Here is a 17,852-nt window from a genome sequence, read left to right as displayed (position 1 = left end):
GCGGCCCTTTCGCGTTTTCGGGGTCAGCACCCGTGGCAGATCGAGCCCATGGTGTGGCGCATCTTGGCGTCCCAGGCCTTTGAGCGCGCTTCCGCGGCCTTCTGCGCCTTGATCATCTCGGCCTCATTGATCGGCCGCGGCAGACCGGCGGCGGCCGCACCGGGCGGCTTCGTCTGGCCCGTGGCGGCAATCCGGCGTCCGCCCGGCGCGGTGAGTGCCGGATCCCGGGCCGGCACCGTGCTTGGCGCACTACCCGGAGCCCGGTCCGGGAGCGGGCTCTGGGCCAGCGCCGGCGTTATCCCGAGCAGGACGCCCAGGATCACCGCGTGACGGATCGTTGCCATGAACCTGATCTCCCCGGCGCAGGATCGAATGCCTGTCCCGCCCTATTCGGTGCCGATCGTAGCCGATCCGAGCCGTAAAATCATGCGTTCGGGATGGCTCCGATGAGCGGCGTGGCGCCACCCCGGAATCGCCGCGAGGCCGTGGCCGCGGCGCTGGCCCGCCTCGCGCCCCGCCTGCCGGGCTTCGAGGCCGAGGCCGTCCTCGATCGCGCGCTGGCGAGCGCGGGCCTGCGCCGGGCCGCGCCCGAGACGGCCGCCCGCCTCGCCCTCGTCACTTATGCCCGCCACGTCTTCACCGATTACGACGCGCTCCTGGCCGACGGCTACGACCGGGACAGCGCCCGGCATTTCGTCCTCGGCGACCTCAACGCGGCGCTCGTCGCCTGGGGCGCGACCGCCATCCCGGAGACCGAGGCCGGGGAGGCCGGCGTGCCGGAGGACGAACCCCGCTGAGGTTATCGCGCGCGGCCCCGCCATGCTGTAGGAGACGCGCCGGAGCCGCCCCGGGCGGCGAGCGGAGTCTGCACACATGAAGATCAGCGCGCGCAACGTCCTCAAGGGCACCGTCGTCTCGGTCGACAAGGGCGCGACCACGTCCCACGTCAAGATCGAGATCAGCCCCGGCCAGGTGGTCACGGCCTCGATCACCAACGAGGCGGTCGATTCCCTCAAGCTTGTCGCCGGCGGTCCCGCCTACGCGGTGGTCAAGGCCTCCGACGTCATGGTTGCCGTCGACTGAGGGCGGCCCGGGTCCCGCACCCGCCGGGTTGCGGCGGGTCGGCGATCCATCTCCCGCCCGCGTCCGCATCCGCGGTGCCGAGGCGCAGCGGAGGCCTCGAAGGACGAGGTTGCGGATGAGATCGACGGCGGAGACCAGGCTCCGCCTTCGCGCCGCGGCCGCCGGCGGATAGAGTGTGATCCGGACAAGGAGTTCCGCGCGTGCAGAAGACCGTCCTCGGCATCGAGACCACCTGCGACGAGACCGCGGCCGCAATCGTGTCCGTCGACGAGGACGGCCTCGGCCAGATCCGCGCCAACGAGGTGCTGAGCCAGATCGCCGAGCACGCGGCCTATGGCGGGGTCGTGCCCGAGATCGCCGCCCGCGCGCACGTGGAGGTGCTCGACCGGCTGATCGCCCGCGCCCTCGACCGGGCCGGGATCGGCTTTCCCGATCTCGACGGGATCGCGGTGGCGGCCGGGCCCGGGCTGATCGGCGGCGTGCTGGTCGGCCTCGTCACGGCCAAGACCCTGGCCCTCGTGACCCGCAAGCCGCTTCTGGCCGTCAACCACCTGGAGGCGCACGCGCTCACGGCGCGGCTGACCGACGGCATCGCCTTCCCGTACCTGCTGCTGCTGGTCTCGGGCGGCCACACCCAGCTCGTCGCCGTGCGGGGCGTCGGCGACTACGTGCGGCTCGGCTCCACCGTCGGCGACGCCATCGGCGAGGCTTTCGACAAGGTCGCCAAGCTCCTCGGCCTCGGCTATCCGGGCGGCCCCGAGGTCGAGCGCATGGCCGAGACCGGGGATCCCGAGCGCTTCGCCCTGCCCCGGCCCATGCTCGGCCGGCGCGAGGCCGACTTCTCCCTGTCGGGCCTCAAGACCGCCCTGCGGATCGAGGCCGAGCGGATCGCGCCGCTGGCCGAGCGCGACGTCGCCGACCTGTGCGCGAGCTTCCAGGCCGCCGTGGTCGACGTCGTGGTGGACCGCGCCCGGGTCGCCCTGCGCGCCTTCTCGGACGTGGCCGGTCGGCCCACCGCCCTCGTGGCGGCGGGCGGCGTGGCGGCCAACGGTGCCGTCCGGCGGGCGCTGGCCGCCCTGGCCGGCGAGGCCGGTCTCGGTTTCGTGGCCCCGCCCCTGCCGCTCTGCGGCGACAACGGCGCGATGATCGCCTGGGCCGGCCTGGAACGCCTGCGCCTCGGGCTCGTGGACGACCTCACCGCCCCGGCCCGGCCCCGCTGGCCGCTGGCGGCCGCTCCGGCGCGCGCGGCGGTCCCGGCCGGATGAGCGAGGCGGCGCGGCGCGCCTCTTGGCGCGATCTGGTCGAACGCCGCCTGCCCGAGGCCGCGCGGCCGGGCTGGCCGGTCCGCCTCGACCATTGCTTCGCCCGCATCCTCCTGGACCACGCCTGCGGCGGCCCCTGGCGCGACCATGTGCGCCCGCCCGCCTACGCCACCCTGCCCCTCGATCAGCTTGAGGCGGCGATCGCGCTCGGCGAGGCCGTGCTCGCCGGCCACGCGGACCTCGCTCTCCTGAACCGCCGCTCGCTCGCGTGGCGCGGCAAGGTTGCCGCCGCTGCGGTGCCCGAATCCCTCGAGGACGGGGACCTGATCCTGCGCCGCTGGCGTCCGGAGGACACGGCGCCCTTCGCGGCGCTCAACGCCGACGCGGCGGTGATGGCCCATTTTCCCCGGCCCCGGACGGAGGCCGAGAGCGTTGCCGAAGCCGGCCGCTTCGACCGGCGCTTCGTGGCGGACGGGTTCGGCCCCTGGGCGCTGGCGCAGGGCGGCCGGTTCATCGGCTGCGCCGGCGCGATGCGGATCCTGCAGCCCCTGCCCTTCCCGGGCGGCGACCGGCCCGGGACGACGGTCGAGCTGGCCGGCGCCTCGCGCGGGAGGCCTGGGGCCGGGGCTTCGCCACGCGCGCCGCGCGGCTGGCCCTGGACGATCTCGCCGGACGCTGCGGAATCCGCGCCGTGGTGGCCTACACGGCGGCCGGCAACGCCCGCTCCCGGGCCGTGATGGAGCGCCTCGGCATGGCGCCGGCCGGGACGTTCCCGCATCCGGCGGTCCCGGAGGGGCCGCTGCGCGATCACGTTCTCTACCGTCTGGACTGCGCGGACAGGGAGGATGCGGCATGAGCCCAGGACGCGCGATCAACGTCGTCGGCGGCGGCGCCTGGGGCACGGCGCTCGCCAACGCCGCCGCCGCGGCCGGCCATCCCGTGACCCTCTGGCTGCGCGACGCGGAGGCGGCCGCCGCCCTCGAGGCGCGGCGGGAGAACCCGCGCTACCTGCCGGGCGTGCCGCTCCACGCCGGCATCCGGGCGACCGCGCAGCCGGAGGACCTCGCCGGCGCCCGCGCGACCCTGCTGGTCGTGCCGGCCCAGACCGTCCGCGGCGTTCTGGAGACCCTGCGCGCGCCCCTGGCCTCGGCCGGTCCTGTGATCCTCTGCGCCAAGGGCATCGAGCGCGGCAGCGACAGCTTCATGAGCGCGGTGGCCGAGCAGATCCTGCCGCCGGGAACGCCCGTGGCGGTACTGTCGGGGCCGAGCTTCGCGGCCGACGTCGCCCGCGGCCTGCCCACCGCCGTCACCCTGGCAGCGTCCGATCCCGGCCTCGCCGCGTCTCTGAGCGCGCTGCTGTCGGGGCCGAGCTTCCGGCTCTACCACACCGACGACGTGCGCGGCGTCGAGATCGGCGGGGCCGGCAAGAACGTGCTGGCCATCGCGTGCGGGATCGTGGCCGGCCGGGGGCTCGGCGAGAGCGCCCGGGCGGCGCTGATCGCCCGCGCCTTCGCCGAGCTGATGCGCTTCGCCCGCACCTTCGGGGGTCGGGCAGAGACGCTGATGGGGCTCTCCGGCCTCGGCGACCTCGTGCTCACCGCCTCCTCGCCGCAATCGCGCAACTTCGCCTTCGGCCAGCGGCTCGGCGCCGGGGCGAGCCCGGCCGAGGCCGCGGGCGGCAAGCTCGCCGAGGGGGCGTTCACGGCCGCGGCGCTCGCCGGGCTCGCCACCGCCAAGGGCATCGAGATGCCGGTGGCGGCGGCCGTCGCCGCCATCGTGGCGGGTACGGCCGGGGTCGGCGACGTGATCGCGGGGCTGCTGGCCCGGCCGCTGCGCGGCGAGACGGATTAGCGCGCCTGCGTCGGGTCCGCCCGGTCGATGGTTCGGCGGTCGCCTTTGTGCCCGCCTTCGCCCGCCTTCGCGCCCGGCTCTGCGGCCGCCCTGGCGCGCAGCGAAGCGATCCAGGCGCCGGATCTACGCCACGGAGGCCGCCGCCTCCGGCGCGGTGCCGTGGGTGTGGGTGGAGAAGCGCTCGATCGGCGCGGGCCGGCCCAGCAGGTAGCCCTGGGCCAGGGTGCAGTGCTCCGCGGCCAGGAACGACAGCTCCTCGTCCGTCTCCACACCCTCGGCCACCACCGCCAGCCCGAGGCCGCGCCCGAGCCCGAGGACGGAGCGCACGATCGCGGCCCCCTGCGGGTTGCTGTGGACCGCCTTGATGAACGAGCCGTCGATCTTGATCCGGTCGAACGGGAAGGAGCGCAGGTTCGAGAGCGAGGAATAGCCGGTCCCGAAATCGTCCATGGCGATCCGGATGCCCAGGGCCTTGAGCTGGCGCAGGGTGAGCAGCGCCCGGGCCGGATCGCGGATCAGCGCCGTCTCGGTGATCTCGATCTCCAGGCGCTCGGCCTTCAGGCCGGTCTCGAACAGGGTGCCGTGGACGAACTGCACGAAATGCGGGTTGTGGAGCTGAATCGCCGAGACGTTGACGGCGATCCCGAGCGGGCGCGGCCAGCTGAAAAGCGACAGATAGTACCCCGCCAGGGACGCAAAGCCGACCCCAGTGCGAATCATACCCATCCAACCCCTTGAATCCCATCGAAGGCAAGAAAGATGATCTGGGCGCGGGCTATGACGATCAGGGTGATGCGTTTTGCGTCTGGCGACTGGTCTCAGCCGACCGCGCCCTCAGGTTGCGTCGGGATGCACATTTCGCTATGGCGCTCGAACCATCGCGCTAACGAACCGTTGAGAGAGGCGTGCTCAAAGGGCGACGGAGATTGGAAAGGTTGCTCAAGCGACCTGATTTCTCTCGACAGCGCCGATCTGAGTGATACACCTTCGCTACCAGCACCCACGGGGGAGCAGGGAAGAATGTCTGAGAAGCCAAAGACGACTGACGCTGAATATCTGGCCCAATTTTCCGAATCGCCTTACGGCTTTCGCGCGAACAAGCGCGTGGTTGTCGAAGGCAAGTCGGAACTGAAGGGTTCCTGGCGTCGGGCTCAGGCTTCTGGCGAGACCAAAGCCGCCTAATTGCATCGTTTGATGTTGACTGGTTGTTGGGGCGCAGCAAAGAGCTGCGCCCTTCGCATTTGTGCGCCTGAGGAACGTGATGGACGTCCGGTTGAGCAAGGGTCTGACGGGGGATTTCTTCGAGCGTATCCAAAATAAGGAAGTGTTCGAAGCTGAGATCTACCGAGATTTCCATGACCGGGCTGAGGAAATGGGGGTGGTTTTTCACTGGAACAAGCGCAACGCATTGGACGGGTTTTTCGAGTGGTCTCAGGATCTTAAACGTCTCGATTTTATTGAGAAAAAGTTAGAGCGCCCAGATCATCTAAAATGCGCAGCTTATCTTATTTATTGGTTGTGTCGATCGTCGCCGATATCTAATTTCGTGTTTGCGGAAGACCTCGATGACGCGAAGGAGTTCATGCTCAAATATGGGCGTGAGTATCTTGCATTTGATCTTGGTTATCGCGCTGCACAGCTATATGAACGGAAAGTCAATAGCCGCAACTTGGGCGAGGACGCGTTCCCTTTGCATTCTGCTCTCGGCGATGTTGCAAGGACAGATTTTATTGAGACGACGTGCCATGTTCTTAAGCTTAAGATGGTGTCTCCGAGCGCAATATTGCTTGTTCTGAAGGCGGTTTTTTTGCGCCCTTGATGGCTTAAACCGCTTAGTGGTCCACTAGGGCGTGAACCGAATCAAGCTGTTGCAGACGCTGTCGTTTTGTGATTCAGGGCCGCCGTTTGCGACCTGGAGGTAGCGATGGCGGACCTGTTCTGGCTCTCGGATGCGCAGTGGGCGGTGATCGAGCCGTTCATGCCCAAGAACCAGCCCGGACCGGAGCGCAAGGACGACCGGCAAATCATCTCCGGCATCGTGCACGTGCTCACCTCGGGCTGCCGCTGGCGCGACTGCCCAGCCGCCTACGGCCCGCGTACCACGGTCTACAACCGCTTCAACCGGTGGTCACGGCGTGGCTTCTGGAAGGCGCTGTTGGCAGCCCTGGCCAAAGCCGGATGGTCAGGCGAGGCGGCGGCCATCGACAGCACCTACGTGCGGGCGCAGCGCTCGGCTCACGGCGGGAAAGGGGGCCAAGGCGCAAGGGATTGGCCCCTCGCGCGGCGGCCAGACCACCAAGATCCACGCGCTCACCGATGTCCTCGGCCGCCCCGGCGTCCTCCTGCTGACACCCGGCAACGCCAGCGACGTGCGCACGGCGTCCGAGGTGCTCGCTGAAGCTCCCGGCCGCATCCACCGTCTGAGCGCCGACAAAGGCTATGACGCCGCCTGGCTGCGCGCCGATCTGCGAGCGCAGGGCATCACCCCCATCATCCCGGGCAAGCGCGGCCGCAAGCGCCGCATCCGTCACGACAAGCGCCGCTATCGCGAACGCTGGCGCATCGAGGCGACCTTCAACCGCCTGAAAGACTTCCGCCGCATCGCGACCCGCTACGACAAGCTCGCCCGCAACTATGCCTCAGCCGTCGCGCTCGCGGCCGTCATCGCCTTCTGGTGCTGATCGAGTCCAGACCCTAGATGTTAGGGCCCGGGATTTGGTGGTGCGGGTTGTGGTTGAACCTGAATGGTTCGTCCATGCCTTGCAGATGGCCTCGTAGGGCGTGAGACCGCGAAGGGTCTTCAGACGGCGTGCGAAGTTGTAGGCACTGGCGAACTTGGCCAGGTGAGCGCGAGGCTGTGCGAACTGCTTTAATGATAGCGCTTGACCGTGGCGTTCTTGATCGTGCGGTTCATCCGCTCGACCTAACCGTTGATCCAGGGGTGCGCGGTTTGGTCAGCCGATGGTCGATATCGTTGCGGGCGCAGGCGGACTCGAAGCTGTAAGCTCGGAAGGTCTGCCCGGCTGCGATCGTCTCCCTGATCAATGGCGCGGCCGAGGCAACGTCGCCGGGCATGGTGCAGCGGGTGTCGTTGTCCGTGAGTACCGTGTGTACCTTGTCGGGCACGGCCTCGATTAGATGCCGGAGAACGGCATCCGCAACACGCCGGGTGGCCTTCTCGTGCAGCTCCACGAAGGCGAACTTGGTCGTGCGATCAATGGCGACGAGCAGCTCGAGCCGCCCTTCTTCCGTGTGAGCTTCAGGCAGATCGATGTGGAAGTAGCCGAGCGGGTAGCCTTTAAGCGTGACCGCTTGGGCTTGTCACCGTCGACCTCCGGCAGTCGGCTGATGCCGTGGCGCTGCAGGTAGCGGTGTAGCGAAGAGTGGGTCAGGTGCGGGATCAGGGCCTGGAGCGCGTAGAGGCAGTCGTCCTATGGTAGGAGCGTAAGACGGCGAGAAAGGCGGCGACCACCGCCTCGTCCTCGGGTGACAGCACCGTCGAACGCAGATCCTTGGAGCCCGTGCGCTGGTCGGCGACCAAGGTCCGTTTCGAGAGCGCCCTCAGGTTCGCTTGACGATGCTGGATCGCTCGACGGATCGCCTTGGTTGTCGTGACGCTGCCGTGAAGAAGCTGGCCCATCGCGCGTCCCTCCCCTCCAACGTGAAGAGTGCACCATCAAACCCCGGGACCAAATATCTAGAAGCTGCGTTGAATTCAAATCTCTTGTGCCCCTCGATCAAATAAGGGAACGTACGGTGGACTATGAAGTTCAATCCGCGATCTGCAAAGCAGCGCGCGAGGCCGCTGGAGGCCGTTTGACTTTTGCAGAACTCGTGCGGAACCTAGGTTCTGTCGGCGTCGAACGCCTTCACGTCGATCTCGTGCGTGGCGATACGACGTACTATCAGGGCGACTATACCGCGGTTCTGCCGGTGTATGTCCAGATCAGAAAACCTGCCCCTCGGTTCTCGACCGCAGGTATCGAGGCAGCGGGCGACGCGTGCACATACCCAGAGTTTTGCGAGCGCATCCTGGCGGCTGGGTGTGTTGGCTTCATCGTGTCGATCGTCGGCCGCCGCGTTCTCTACTACGGAGCAGACGGTGCAGTCGTATCGTCCGAGAGGCTTGCGGGTAGGGCCATCACGAGCTGATCTGAACTTGCTGATCCCTGCCGACGGCCGACCACACCTAAGATCGACGCGCGGACCTCGATGGAAGGGGCAATCCGCCGGCGCAGCCTCGCCGAGAACGCGCGCGAGCGGAACAAGACGGCGCGGCGCGATCACCATCGTGCGACCCGGCCTGCCGCGAAGGTTCCGGTAGAGGTCCCTGTAGAGCCGGTCGCAACGCCGCGTCAGGCCCAGGAGCGCATGAACCCGATCGGTGACATCTTCGCTGAGCCGCCGCCTGTGTTTACGATCCGGCCGAACACGAACGTCCGCTGAGACATTCCAGGTACGACGGACGATTTCGGATGTCCGTCGTACCCCTATTCGTCGATCCGATGAGAAACCCAGATTCTCCCATGCCCATTGAGCCCAAAGACTATCTTGCGGATCGCATCGCCGCTTTGAAACATCGGATGGTAAAACTTCGGCCGCTCGACGGCGTTGCCCTGGAAAAGCTTAATGCGTCGTTTGATGTCGAACTGACGTACACATCGAATGCAATTGAGGGAAACACGCTTACCCATCGAGAGACGGGCCTCGTCATCGAGAAAGGTATCACGATCGGCGGCAAGACGGTGGTCGAGCACATGGAGGCTCTGGATCACTACGAGGCGGTCCAGACTATGCGCCAGATCGCCGCCGAATCCCGTCCCGTCACGGAGCGGGACGTGCTCGATCTGCACCGGATCGTGACCTATCGATCCAATCCGAAGATCTCCGGAATCTATTCCGACAGTCTACGCCGGATCGTCGGCTCGGACGTAATCTTGCCGGGCCCACACAAAATCCCCGGCTTAATGGAGCGCTTTGGTCAGAGTCTCGAGCGCGCCCAAGGATGGCAAAGCGCCTTCGAGGCCCATTATGCCCTCGTCACCATCCATCCCTTCTCCGATGGCAACGGCCGGACGGCGCGGCTTCTGATGAACCTGCTGCTCCTCAAGGACGGCTTGCCGCCTGTCCCGATCAGGCCCGAGGTCCGCGCCGAGTATCTGAAGGTGCTCGAAGACCGGCAACTTGCCGAGCCCCTCGGCCACGATGTCCGGGATCCCCGAACACGCTCGGCCTACCGGAACTTCATGGGAACTTGCCTCGTCCAGGCGACGGAGCGATATCTCAGTATCGTCGAACCGGAGCGTGAGGATCGGAAACCTGCTCCCTCGCCCAGGGGGCGAGACGGAGGCGGGATCGGCGATTAGACGGCGAACGGCATGAGGCGTCTGTCATACCCGGGCTCACTCGGCCGTGTCGCCGGCCGACACAGCTTCGCCAAGACCTTCGGTCTTGCCCGCAAGGCCCGGCACTTCGTTAAGTTGGCGCAAGCTGGTGAAACGCCGGCGCTCCTTGCGGTCGCGGACGATCTCGAAGCCGCGGCCCTTTAGGGCTGGGACGGCGTCGAAATCCTCAGCAGTGGCCGTGTCCAGGTCGATCATCGAGGGCGGGCTCCTCAGTCGCGTCGACAGCGTCCGAACCTTTCCACGCGGCGACGGCCCCCTGCTAAACCAAGTGTGGGAAGCCTGCGCTCAATCGATCGACGGTGCCCGCCAAGGTGCCATCGTCGCGGCAAATCCGGCACGGAAACCGCGCCTCCTCGCTTTCGCGATGCACGACCGTCTTCGAACTGCGATCACCCCGCGGAGAACGGTGACACGCCGCGGTGTCCTGCATCCGCAACCTAGGGGTGCCGATAGACATCGAGCGCGAAGCTTGGCAGGCCCGAGACGCTTTGCGTCGAACGAGTCCTCCCGATGTCCTACGTCTCGTCCACCATCAGCCGCGTCCTCGATCAGATCAATCGCAGCTACTTCCTTCCGGCGATCCAGCGGCCCTATGTCTGGCAACCCGACCAGATCATCGCTCTGTTCGATTCCCTGTTGAAAGGGTATCCGATCTCCTCGTTCCTGTTCTGGGAGATCCGGCCGGAACGCCGTGCCGACTGGGAGATCTACAAGTTCGCCGACAACTTCCGGCAGGGTAGCACGCACAACGAGCTGGCCGAGCCCGATGGTCGCGATGTCATGCTGGTGCTCGACGGCCAGCAGCGTCTGACGTCGCTGTTCATCGGCCTGCGCGGGACCTACGCGGTGCGGGCGCGATATGCACGACGCAACAACCCGGACGCCTGGAGCCGGCAGCGCCTGTACATCGACCTCCTGAAAGACCCTGCCGTCGAGGAAGAGGAGATCGACGGCGAGGACCTTGGCGTCACCTACGGCCTGCGCTTCTTCGAGCAGGACCCGATCAACGACGCGGCACACCATTGGATGAAGGTTGGTCGCATCTTGGATTGCACCAGCGACGACGCCTTCGATCACCTCCGCGAGGCGATTGTCGACACGCTGCCCGACACGACGACGCGCGCGCAGCAGAGGATCGCCGAGCGGACGCTCGACCGGCTCTATCGAACGGTGTGGAAGGACGGCGTCATCGCCTACTACACCGAGAAGGACCAATCCTACGATCGCGTGCTCGACATCTTCATCCGTGCGAACGACGGCGGGACGAAGCTGAGCAAATCGGACCTCCTGCTGTCGATGATCACCGCGCAGTGGGAGGGGGTCAGCGCGCGGCAGGAAATCTACGCCTTTGTCGATCATCTCAACGACGGCCTGACCGCACGCAATCGCCTCGACAAGGATTTCGTGATGAAGTCCTGCCTCGTCCTGTGCGACCTCGATCCGCGATATAAGATCGGCAACTTCACCAACGCCAATCTCGAGCGCATCGAGGCGAACTGGCGTGCGATCAAGGCGAGCCTGGAAGCGACGCTTCGCTTGGTCAATCGCTTCGGCATTGACGCGGAGACCCTGACGTCGCTGAACGCGTTGCTGCCCATCGCCTACTACCTACACAGGATCGGGGGAGGCAGCCTGGACGGTTCGACCCCATTCGAGGCCGCCAACGCGAAGCGGATCCAGCGCTGGCTGCTCGGCAGCCTGCTGAACGGCGTGTTCGGCGGTAGTTCCGACCGGACGATCGGCATCGCGCGCGCTACCCTTCAAACCGCCTTGGAGACGGGCCGCGATTTCCCGGAACGGGCGCTCGTGGAAGTCCTCGTCGGTCGCGGCCGCGCCGCGGCGTTCGACGAGGGCAACATCGAAGGCGTGCTCGGATCGAGCTACGGCAAGCGGACGTGCTTCCTGGCCCTGTCGCTCCTCTACGATGCTCACGCGTGGGGCGCGATGCCTCATCATATCGATCACATCATCCCGCGCTCGCTCGCGGACCGCAGAGCCCTCGCGGCACAGAACATCCCAGCGCCGGAGATCGATCGGATCCTCGCGAGCGTGAACCGCCTCGGGAACCTTCAGCTTCTTCTCGCGCGCGAGAACCTCGAGAAGAGCAACATGCCATTCGATCGGTGGCTGCAAACGCGAGACGCAGATTTCCGCAGTCGTCACTTGATCCCGAACGATCCCGCCCTCTGGTCGGTCCGCGCATTGCCGGAATTCGTCGCCGCGCGCGAGGAACTCATCCGACAGCGTCTCAGACAGATCGATGTCGACCCCGTCGGTGACACGCCACAAGCTCAGGCGGCGACGATTTGAACGGCGACGACCGACCAGCATCGTCATCGGTCGCGCCAGCGAACCAGGATCCCTCGGCTGGCAAACAAAGTTGGCACAGGCGATCAGGCGGGCATACGCGTCTCAACAGTGCGAACCCTGAGAGGGAGAGCCAGAACCGTGTCGCTCGTCTGGGATGGCATCACGAAATCGGGCACGCTACCTGAAGCCAGTGCCGCAATCCGCCACCGCTTGGCGGACGCAGCGGAGCGGTACGACTGGACCGAGACGCTGTCGCTGCTGGCCGATCACGCCGATCTGGTGAACACCACCCGGCCGGACGGTTCCGCGCTTTTGCTCCGCTTCATCACGCCGCCCACGGTCACGCCCCTCGGGAGGTCTGTGCCGCACTCATCGAGGCCGGGGCTTGGCGGATGCTGAAGAACGCCCGCTGGGAACGCCCAATCGACATCGCCGAGCGCTGCGGGCACTCCGACATCGTCGAGATCCTGCGACCCGTTCTACGACGTACCGTACCCCTCGGCGTGCTGACCGCCATGCAGCATCACTTCCACGCCATCATTCGAGGCCGCGTGTCCGACCTCGTACGCAAGAACGCCCTCAGACTGCCAGAACTCGGGCCGTTGTTGGAGCTGTCGCCGGAGGCTGAGCCGATCTGGTTCGCCGTGCCAGGCATGTACGGCGGCTTCTCCTATCAACTGCGCTTGGACGTACCCACGCCCGTTCTGATCTCGGAGAGCTGGTGCCGCGTCGTCGGCGGATCCGGACAGCGGCACGAGATCACCGCGACTGGTAGCCGTCTGATCGACGAAGGCTTCGTGTAGCGGGTCTGCTCGGGTCCTAGTCGGTACGTCGTGCACGGATCCGAGTACCGCGCCGGGCAGACGTTGCATGAGGATTGCGAGCCGCGACGGACAGCCGCTTAAACGCGTCGTCGTCGCCATAGGGCCGGACGTCCTCTACGTCGCCAACCCGATCTATCTCGATGAGATCCAACGCGGCCGCAGCCAGCCCATCGGCTTCCGGCGCATCGACTGTTTTGCTTGGGACAAAACCGCCTTCGAGACCCTCTCCGAGCGCTACGCGGCTGCCGAACAGACCGAGACAGAGGCGTGGATCACGCTGCCGCCATTCACCGGTGCAGTCTTGGCAATGAGATAGTAGACCGATCGCCGAGCGATGAAGGCGACCTGCACGATCTGCCGCCGGCATCGCCTGGTCCTGCCCGAGCACCGCCTTTGCCGCGCCTGCGCGACGGGCACCACCCACACCTGCCCGATCTGCCGTGTCGTCGTACCCGGAGGCGGCCAAGCCCCGTGTGCCCCGTGCAGCCACCGCCGTAGATCCGAGCCCCGGATCGCGGGCGAGGCAGGCACGATCCCGCAATTGTGGGTCGCCGAACTGTTCACCGGCTTCTGCACGAGCGGCCAGATCCCACCCCGACATCGCGCCAGGCACACACGTTGCACGAGACCGTTGTATGCAAATCTGCGACTTGCATACAGTGCCGTCCGCGATGCCACGACCGCTCTCGCTCGCCCAGCACACGCTGTACGCCGATCTCCTCGAACAGGGGATCGGCGACCTGTTTGATACGGATTTTGCCGAGAACGGCAGCATACTGATGCGGCCCGGCCGCATGGGCGGCCCCGCCCAACACGCCTACTACCAAGGCTATCGCAGGGTCTTCGGCGGGAGGGATCGAGGACAGCGCTACGCCCGCTACCTTGGGCGCGCTGATGATCCAGCGGTCGCGTCACGGATCGCGCGGTTCTCACGGGTCAAGGCAGTCCGCGCCGAGCGCGCCACGACCGTTCGCGCCCTGATCGAAGCCGGGATGCCGCGACCCGACCGGATGACAGGACAGCTGGTTGAGGCGCTGGCCCGCGCAGGCCTATTCCCCGACGCGGCTGTTCTGCTCGGCGCGGCCGCGTATCAGACTTACGGCGGCATCCTTGGGGTCCGACTGTCGACAGCCTTGAGCAAGCCCGTCGGCGACGCGGAAACGCGCTCGATCCAGGTCGCCCTGCGCGCGGTTGATCAGACGGCTAAGATTCATGCAGCGCTATGCGGCGTCGATCCGAGCTTCGCGCCCTGGACCTGTTCGGCTGACCCGACCCGTACGACGTGCTTTCAGAATGCAGACCGCGTCCGGGTCGATGTCAGCACCGTCAACGCAGAGCCTATCCTCTTCAAAGCGGCAGTCAGCGCCGTCGTTCTGTTCGGTCCAGGCATCCCGGTGACCGTCCCAGCGCCGGAGTGTTGGCTTATTCGCACCCTGATTGGGCAGGGACAGCGGACCATCGCCACCGGCGATACGAACCGAGCGCTTGCCCGGGCAGCCGAGCTCGTCAAAGCCGTGAGCATCGCCGGACGAAGCCACCTCCTCGCAAAAGGGTTGCGCGAGGCTTGCCGGGCCGAGCTCCAGAACGAGATCCAACACTTGCCCGCCGCTGCGCGAACCATTCTGGAGGGCTGCTTTCAGATACGACAGGTCGGTAGGACCCTGTGACCGGGCTTCTGTCGCTTCTGTCCCTATTGTCAGCAGCAGCACCGAGGCCACAAGCCATTCGGAGCCGCTTCGTCGTACCCAATTGCACCCAGCGACGTGACAGAACCGACAGTTCTGAAACTAGATCCGCTCACGCGCGTAGTTGGTCCGGCCAAGTGTATGCAAAGCCGAGTTTTGCATACACCGTCCTCAGGCTGATGCGGTCGCTCCTGCTCGCCCGGCCCTCACCGAGCGCCATCCACGCTGGCGAGACGGTCTTCACATCGGCTTCGCCGCTCTCGCGATGGCAGATCCTGGCATAAATTGCCGCCCTGATGGCGGCTAAGCCGCTGAGCGCGCTGAGCTTTTTCTCCATCCACAATTTGTCTTTGTACGCCAATGGTTTAGGATTGTCGCGCCCGCTGTTTATCGGTAGCATCTCGGGATCATGGGGCCGCCGGTCCCAACCGGAAACGCCCGTGCGCGACGACGCCCTAAGTCAGCGGCTGAACGAGATCTGCGAGCAGCTCGGCTACACCGAGAGCGAGACCTTCGTCACCGCCGACACCCTAGGTGCGGACGGGCAGCGCTCATATGTCGTGCGGGAAGCGATCAGGACGATCGGCATCGCCGCTGTGTTCGGTCTGGCCGGTTCCCTCGAGGCGAGCGCAGCGCGCCCGGTCGTCTACCTTGCGGCGGCCGCCGATGCCGATCAGGTGCGCCGGATCCGCAGGGAAGTCTGGACCCAGGGCGTCGTCCCGTTTCTGATCATCGTCTCGCCGGGCACGCTGACGATCTGTTCCGGCTTCGAGCCGCCCTCCGAGAAAGCCGTCGTCCTCAAAGATGACGGCCCCTTGCCGAAGCCGCTCCTCGATCTGTCCGCGGCGCGTCTGCGATCCTCCATCGCGTGGCAGAACTTCGACGTCGCGTTGAAGTCGAGCGTCGACAACCGCCTCGTGGACGCGATCGAGGCGCTCAACCGCGCCGCTCGGAACCTGAACCCCTCGCTCAAGGACGAGCGGAACCTCGTCAACGCCGCGATCGGACGGTTCCTCTACCTCTACGTCCTGATCGACCGCGGGATCCTCCACGAGGCATGGTTACGCGAGGTTGGGACCAACCGCGAAGGAGCCGCCCTGTTCGCGAGCGCGGTCTGCGCGGATGGAAAGCAGGGCGCGTGGACGGCCCAGGACGCGTTTGAAGCCCTCGACGCGGTCGACGGCGAGATCAACGGCTCGGTCTTCCCCATCACTGAGGACCAGCGCGCGCTGCTGACGGACGAGGTCTGCCGGTTGATCCACACCGTCCTAAGGGCCGGCACGACCGTCGAGGCCATCGGGGGACAGCAACTCGACTTCTTCGACGTCTCCTACAGGGTCCTGAGGACCGAGACGATCTCCGCGATCTACGAGCGGTTCGTCGCGATCGAGGACGGCAACGACAAGGCCGACGATGGTGTGTTCTACACGCCGCCGCACCTTGCCGATCACGTCCTGGACCTCATGGAAGAGGCCGCACCGCTCACGGTCACCTCTCGGATCATCGATCCGGCGGCCGGGTCCGGCGTGTTCCTGGTCGGTGCATTCCGCCGGATCATGGAGCGGGCGACGCCCGAGGGCGGGTGGTCTCAAGAACACATCTACCGCGCGCACGATCTCCTGACGCGCTGCATCTTCGGTGCCGAGAAACAGGCCCAGGCGACGAATGTCTGCCGTTTCAGCCTGTACCTGACGCTCCTCGACTACGTCGGAAACGCTCAGATCGAGAACCTCGTCGCCGCTGCAGGGGACGTGAAGTTTCTTCCCGATCTCACCAAGAATATCCTTTGTACGAACGCCTTCGACCTGACGCCCGATCTGCTCGCCGTCGATCGAAAGCGCTACACGCACGTCATCGGCAACCCTCCATGGTCTCAGAAGGGCGGCCAAAAGGATCGCGCCAACGTCCGGATCAATCAGCGCGAGGAGGCCGCCACCGCGCACTTCTCCGAAGGTCTCGACACAGACGAAGAGCCCGTGGCGCAGGGGCGGATGTCGGACCTGTTCGTGTGGCTCGCCAAGAAGCACTTGGCCGAACACGACGGGGTTATCGCGCTCGTGCTGCCCACGCGCTCACTGGTCGGACTGAAATCCGGACGGTTCGCTCACGCCGTCGCGCGTGCGATGACGCCGGTCTTCATCGGCAACCTGTCTCATCTGCGTCGCAAGCTGTTCGATGGCGCTCAAGCTCCAGCCATGATCGCCGTCCTGAGAAATCGGCCGCCAGAGCGCACGGATCGTGTCGCGATCTATCGGCCGCTTCTCACGTCCCTCCCGCTTGGCAAGAAACGGGATATCTGGGCGCTGTTTCTCGCTCAGGCAGACATGCAGTATGTTCGCGCCGAAGATCTCCAGTCGGGACCGAGCGGCTGGTACGAACAGACCATGCTGCGGGCGCTCGACCGCCGTATGCGCGGCGCGCTCGTGACGTGGACCCGTGCGCGGTCGCGGACGTTCGGTGATTTCCTGACCCGCTCAAGGCTCGCCATGACGCGCGGGGCCAGCCCCACCAATAGCGGCGTCTCGCGTCGGCCCAACGGTGCAGATAAAGACGTCAAGCTGATGCCGATCACGCCGTACGCCCTGGAACAGGCCAATCCGGATTACCGGGCCCGGTTCTCAGGGAACGTGATCCTGGTCCCCCGCAGCATGGCCGAGGCCTTCTACCTGCGTGACCCGCACGCCTACTCATCGTCGTTCAATGCGATCCTGCCCGAGGCACAGCAGCGTGCAGGACGCTACGATCCCGAGACCGACGTCGGATTGACACTGCGGGATAAGGTCGTCAACGCCCTCATCCAGTACCTGAACGCGCCGATCTTACGCTACTTCGCCGCCCTGTACGGTTCAGGCCAGCTCGCCGACAGCGCCCGCTTCGAGCGCGAGGAACTCCTGTCTGTCCCCTGCCCTTATAGCTCGGTGGACGATCCCGTCTTCCTGGCCCTTGCCGCTCGATCGGACGTCGATGATGCGATCCTCGACGCGATGAACGCCGGCGACGAGTTTCGGAGAGCCTATCGAGACTTCCGGGATTTCCGGAGGCAATTCGGCAACGCCCGCATCCCGAAAACAAGCTACATGACCGCAAAGACCTCAGAGGTCGAAGACTATCTGGAACGGGTTAAGGCCGAGGTCGCCTCCGCTCTCCCGCGCGGCACACCGATGCAAATCAAGTCCTCCAAAACACCGGGCCATGACGCGCCGGACGCAATCCATATCTTGCTCGATGGTGGCGATCCAATACCACGGACGCCGCCGAAGAGCCTGTTCCTTGGTACTTCCGTCATCGAGACTTACCTCGATGACGAGCAAATCGTCATCTGGAAAAGCACAGGCCGGCACGCCTGGACCATCGAGCAGGCGGTCGCCGACGCACAGGTTGTCATCCGTCGGATCTCAGCAGTCCCCGTCGAGCTTCGCTAAGCTGCAGACC

The 17,852-nt window shown here is 66.1% G+C and carries 18 protein-coding genes and 3 pseudogenes; 16 read left to right on the top strand and 5 right to left on the bottom strand.

What is annotated here, in order from left to right:
* Positions 1–23: 23 nt before the first annotated feature.
* Positions 24–344: a hypothetical protein gene (locus tag M6G65_RS07075; RefSeq protein ID WP_238197306.1), complete on the bottom strand. Its 321-nt coding sequence runs from the start codon at positions 342–344 to the stop codon at positions 24–26.
* A 102-nt stretch (positions 345–446) separates the two neighbouring features.
* Between M6G65_RS07075 and M6G65_RS07070 the strand changes: the two genes are divergently transcribed.
* The 5 genes and pseudogenes from M6G65_RS07070 (at position 447) to M6G65_RS07050 (ending at position 4,196) form a co-directional block, all read left to right on the top strand.
* Positions 447–797, top strand: a complete 351-nt coding sequence (locus tag M6G65_RS07070) for a DUF2293 domain-containing protein (protein WP_250103752.1) — start codon at positions 447–449, stop codon at positions 795–797.
* Between the two features lie 76 nt (positions 798–873).
* Positions 874–1,083, top strand: a complete 210-nt coding sequence (locus tag M6G65_RS07065; protein WP_238197304.1) for a TOBE domain-containing protein — start codon at positions 874–876, stop codon at positions 1,081–1,083.
* Positions 1,084–1,283: 200 nt separating this feature from the next.
* Positions 1,284–2,348, top strand: coding sequence for a tRNA (adenosine(37)-N6)-threonylcarbamoyltransferase complex transferase subunit TsaD (tsaD, locus tag M6G65_RS07060; RefSeq protein WP_250103751.1), 1,065 nt, complete (start codon positions 1,284–1,286; stop codon positions 2,346–2,348).
* Positions 2,345–3,201, top strand: a pseudogene (locus tag M6G65_RS07055) (GNAT family N-acetyltransferase). The gene tsaD and the pseudogene M6G65_RS07055 overlap by 4 nt, the downstream one beginning before the upstream one ends.
* Positions 3,198–4,196, top strand: coding sequence for an NAD(P)H-dependent glycerol-3-phosphate dehydrogenase (locus M6G65_RS07050; protein ID WP_250103750.1), 999 nt, complete (start codon positions 3,198–3,200; stop codon positions 4,194–4,196). Before M6G65_RS07055 ends, M6G65_RS07050 begins: the two are co-directional and overlap by 4 nt.
* A gap of 123 nt (positions 4,197–4,319) precedes the next feature.
* Here the strand turns inward: M6G65_RS07050 and M6G65_RS07045 are convergent.
* A pseudogene (locus tag M6G65_RS07045) lies at positions 4,320–4,856 on the bottom strand (EAL domain-containing protein); the annotation flags it as partial.
* Positions 4,857–5,216: 360 nt separating this feature from the next.
* Here M6G65_RS07045 and M6G65_RS07040 point away from each other — a divergent pair.
* From M6G65_RS07040 to M6G65_RS07030, 3 genes are all read left to right on the top strand, one after another.
* Positions 5,217–5,378, top strand: coding sequence for a hypothetical protein (locus tag M6G65_RS07040; RefSeq protein WP_238197301.1), 162 nt, complete (start codon positions 5,217–5,219; stop codon positions 5,376–5,378).
* 91 nt (positions 5,379–5,469) lie between these two features.
* Positions 5,470–6,015 (top strand): hypothetical protein, encoded by a 546-nt coding sequence (locus tag M6G65_RS07035; RefSeq protein ID WP_250103749.1) that lies wholly within the window; start codon positions 5,470–5,472, stop codon positions 6,013–6,015.
* 105 nt (positions 6,016–6,120) lie between these two features.
* Positions 6,121–6,877 (top strand): IS5 family transposase gene (locus tag M6G65_RS07030; RefSeq protein WP_250103748.1). Its coding sequence is split into 2 segments (ribosomal slippage): positions 6,121–6,452 and positions 6,451–6,877, totalling 759 coding nucleotides; the frame shifts between segments, so codons are not numbered across the junction.
* A 13-nt stretch (positions 6,878–6,890) separates the two neighbouring features.
* On the opposite strand, the pseudogene M6G65_RS07025 reads toward M6G65_RS07030, so the two are convergent.
* Positions 6,891–7,836: pseudogene (locus M6G65_RS07025) on the bottom strand (integrase core domain-containing protein).
* A gap of 116 nt (positions 7,837–7,952) precedes the next feature.
* Here M6G65_RS07025 and M6G65_RS07020 point away from each other — a divergent pair.
* Entirely contained in the window at positions 7,953–8,348 is a 396-nt protein-coding gene (locus M6G65_RS07020; protein WP_238197298.1) for a DUF1398 domain-containing protein, read from the top strand.
* 374 nt (positions 8,349–8,722) lie between these two features.
* Complete coding sequence (locus M6G65_RS07015) at positions 8,723–9,562, top strand: Fic family protein (RefSeq protein ID WP_238197297.1); 840 nt, start codon at positions 8,723–8,725, stop codon at positions 9,560–9,562.
* 36 nt (positions 9,563–9,598) lie between these two features.
* On the opposite strand, the gene M6G65_RS07010 is transcribed toward M6G65_RS07015, so the two are convergent.
* On the bottom strand, positions 9,599–9,796 hold the full coding sequence (locus M6G65_RS07010) for a helix-hairpin-helix domain-containing protein (RefSeq protein WP_238197296.1): 198 nt from the start codon (positions 9,794–9,796) through the stop codon (positions 9,599–9,601).
* A 315-nt stretch (positions 9,797–10,111) separates the two neighbouring features.
* On the opposite strand from M6G65_RS07010, the gene M6G65_RS07005 reads away from it, so the two are divergent.
* The 5 genes from M6G65_RS07005 (at position 10,112) to M6G65_RS06985 (ending at position 14,402) form a co-directional block, all read left to right on the top strand.
* On the top strand, positions 10,112–11,911 hold the full coding sequence (locus tag M6G65_RS07005) for a DUF262 domain-containing protein (protein ID WP_250103747.1): 1,800 nt from the start codon (positions 10,112–10,114) through the stop codon (positions 11,909–11,911).
* Between the two features lie 138 nt (positions 11,912–12,049).
* Positions 12,050–12,310, top strand: a complete 261-nt coding sequence (locus tag M6G65_RS07000) for a hypothetical protein (protein ID WP_250103746.1) — start codon at positions 12,050–12,052, stop codon at positions 12,308–12,310.
* Entirely contained in the window at positions 12,304–12,714 is a 411-nt protein-coding gene (locus M6G65_RS06995) for a hypothetical protein (protein WP_250103745.1), read from the top strand. Before M6G65_RS07000 ends, M6G65_RS06995 begins: the two co-directional genes overlap by 7 nt.
* A 67-nt stretch (positions 12,715–12,781) precedes the next feature.
* Positions 12,782–13,051 (top strand): hypothetical protein, encoded by a 270-nt coding sequence (locus tag M6G65_RS06990; protein ID WP_238197293.1) that lies wholly within the window; start codon positions 12,782–12,784, stop codon positions 13,049–13,051.
* Between the two features lie 319 nt (positions 13,052–13,370).
* Positions 13,371–14,402, top strand: a complete 1,032-nt coding sequence (locus M6G65_RS06985; RefSeq protein WP_250103744.1) for a GSU2403 family nucleotidyltransferase fold protein — start codon at positions 13,371–13,373, stop codon at positions 14,400–14,402.
* 130 nt (positions 14,403–14,532) lie between these two features.
* Here M6G65_RS06985 and M6G65_RS06980 read toward each other — a convergent pair whose 3' ends face one another.
* Entirely contained in the window at positions 14,533–14,757 is a 225-nt protein-coding gene (locus M6G65_RS06980; RefSeq protein ID WP_238197291.1) for a hypothetical protein, read from the bottom strand.
* Between the two features lie 103 nt (positions 14,758–14,860).
* Here M6G65_RS06980 and M6G65_RS06975 point away from each other — a divergent pair, with 103 nt between their 5' ends.
* Positions 14,861–17,842, top strand: coding sequence for an HsdM family class I SAM-dependent methyltransferase (locus tag M6G65_RS06975; protein ID WP_238197290.1), 2,982 nt, complete (start codon positions 14,861–14,863; stop codon positions 17,840–17,842).
* Positions 17,843–17,852: the final 10 nt, after the last annotated feature.

It is taken from the genome of Methylobacterium tardum, from assembly GCF_023546765.1.
Lineage (GTDB): Bacteria > Pseudomonadota > Alphaproteobacteria > Rhizobiales > Beijerinckiaceae > Methylobacterium > Methylobacterium tardum.
This window is presented reverse-complemented; position numbering and strand designations above follow the sequence as displayed.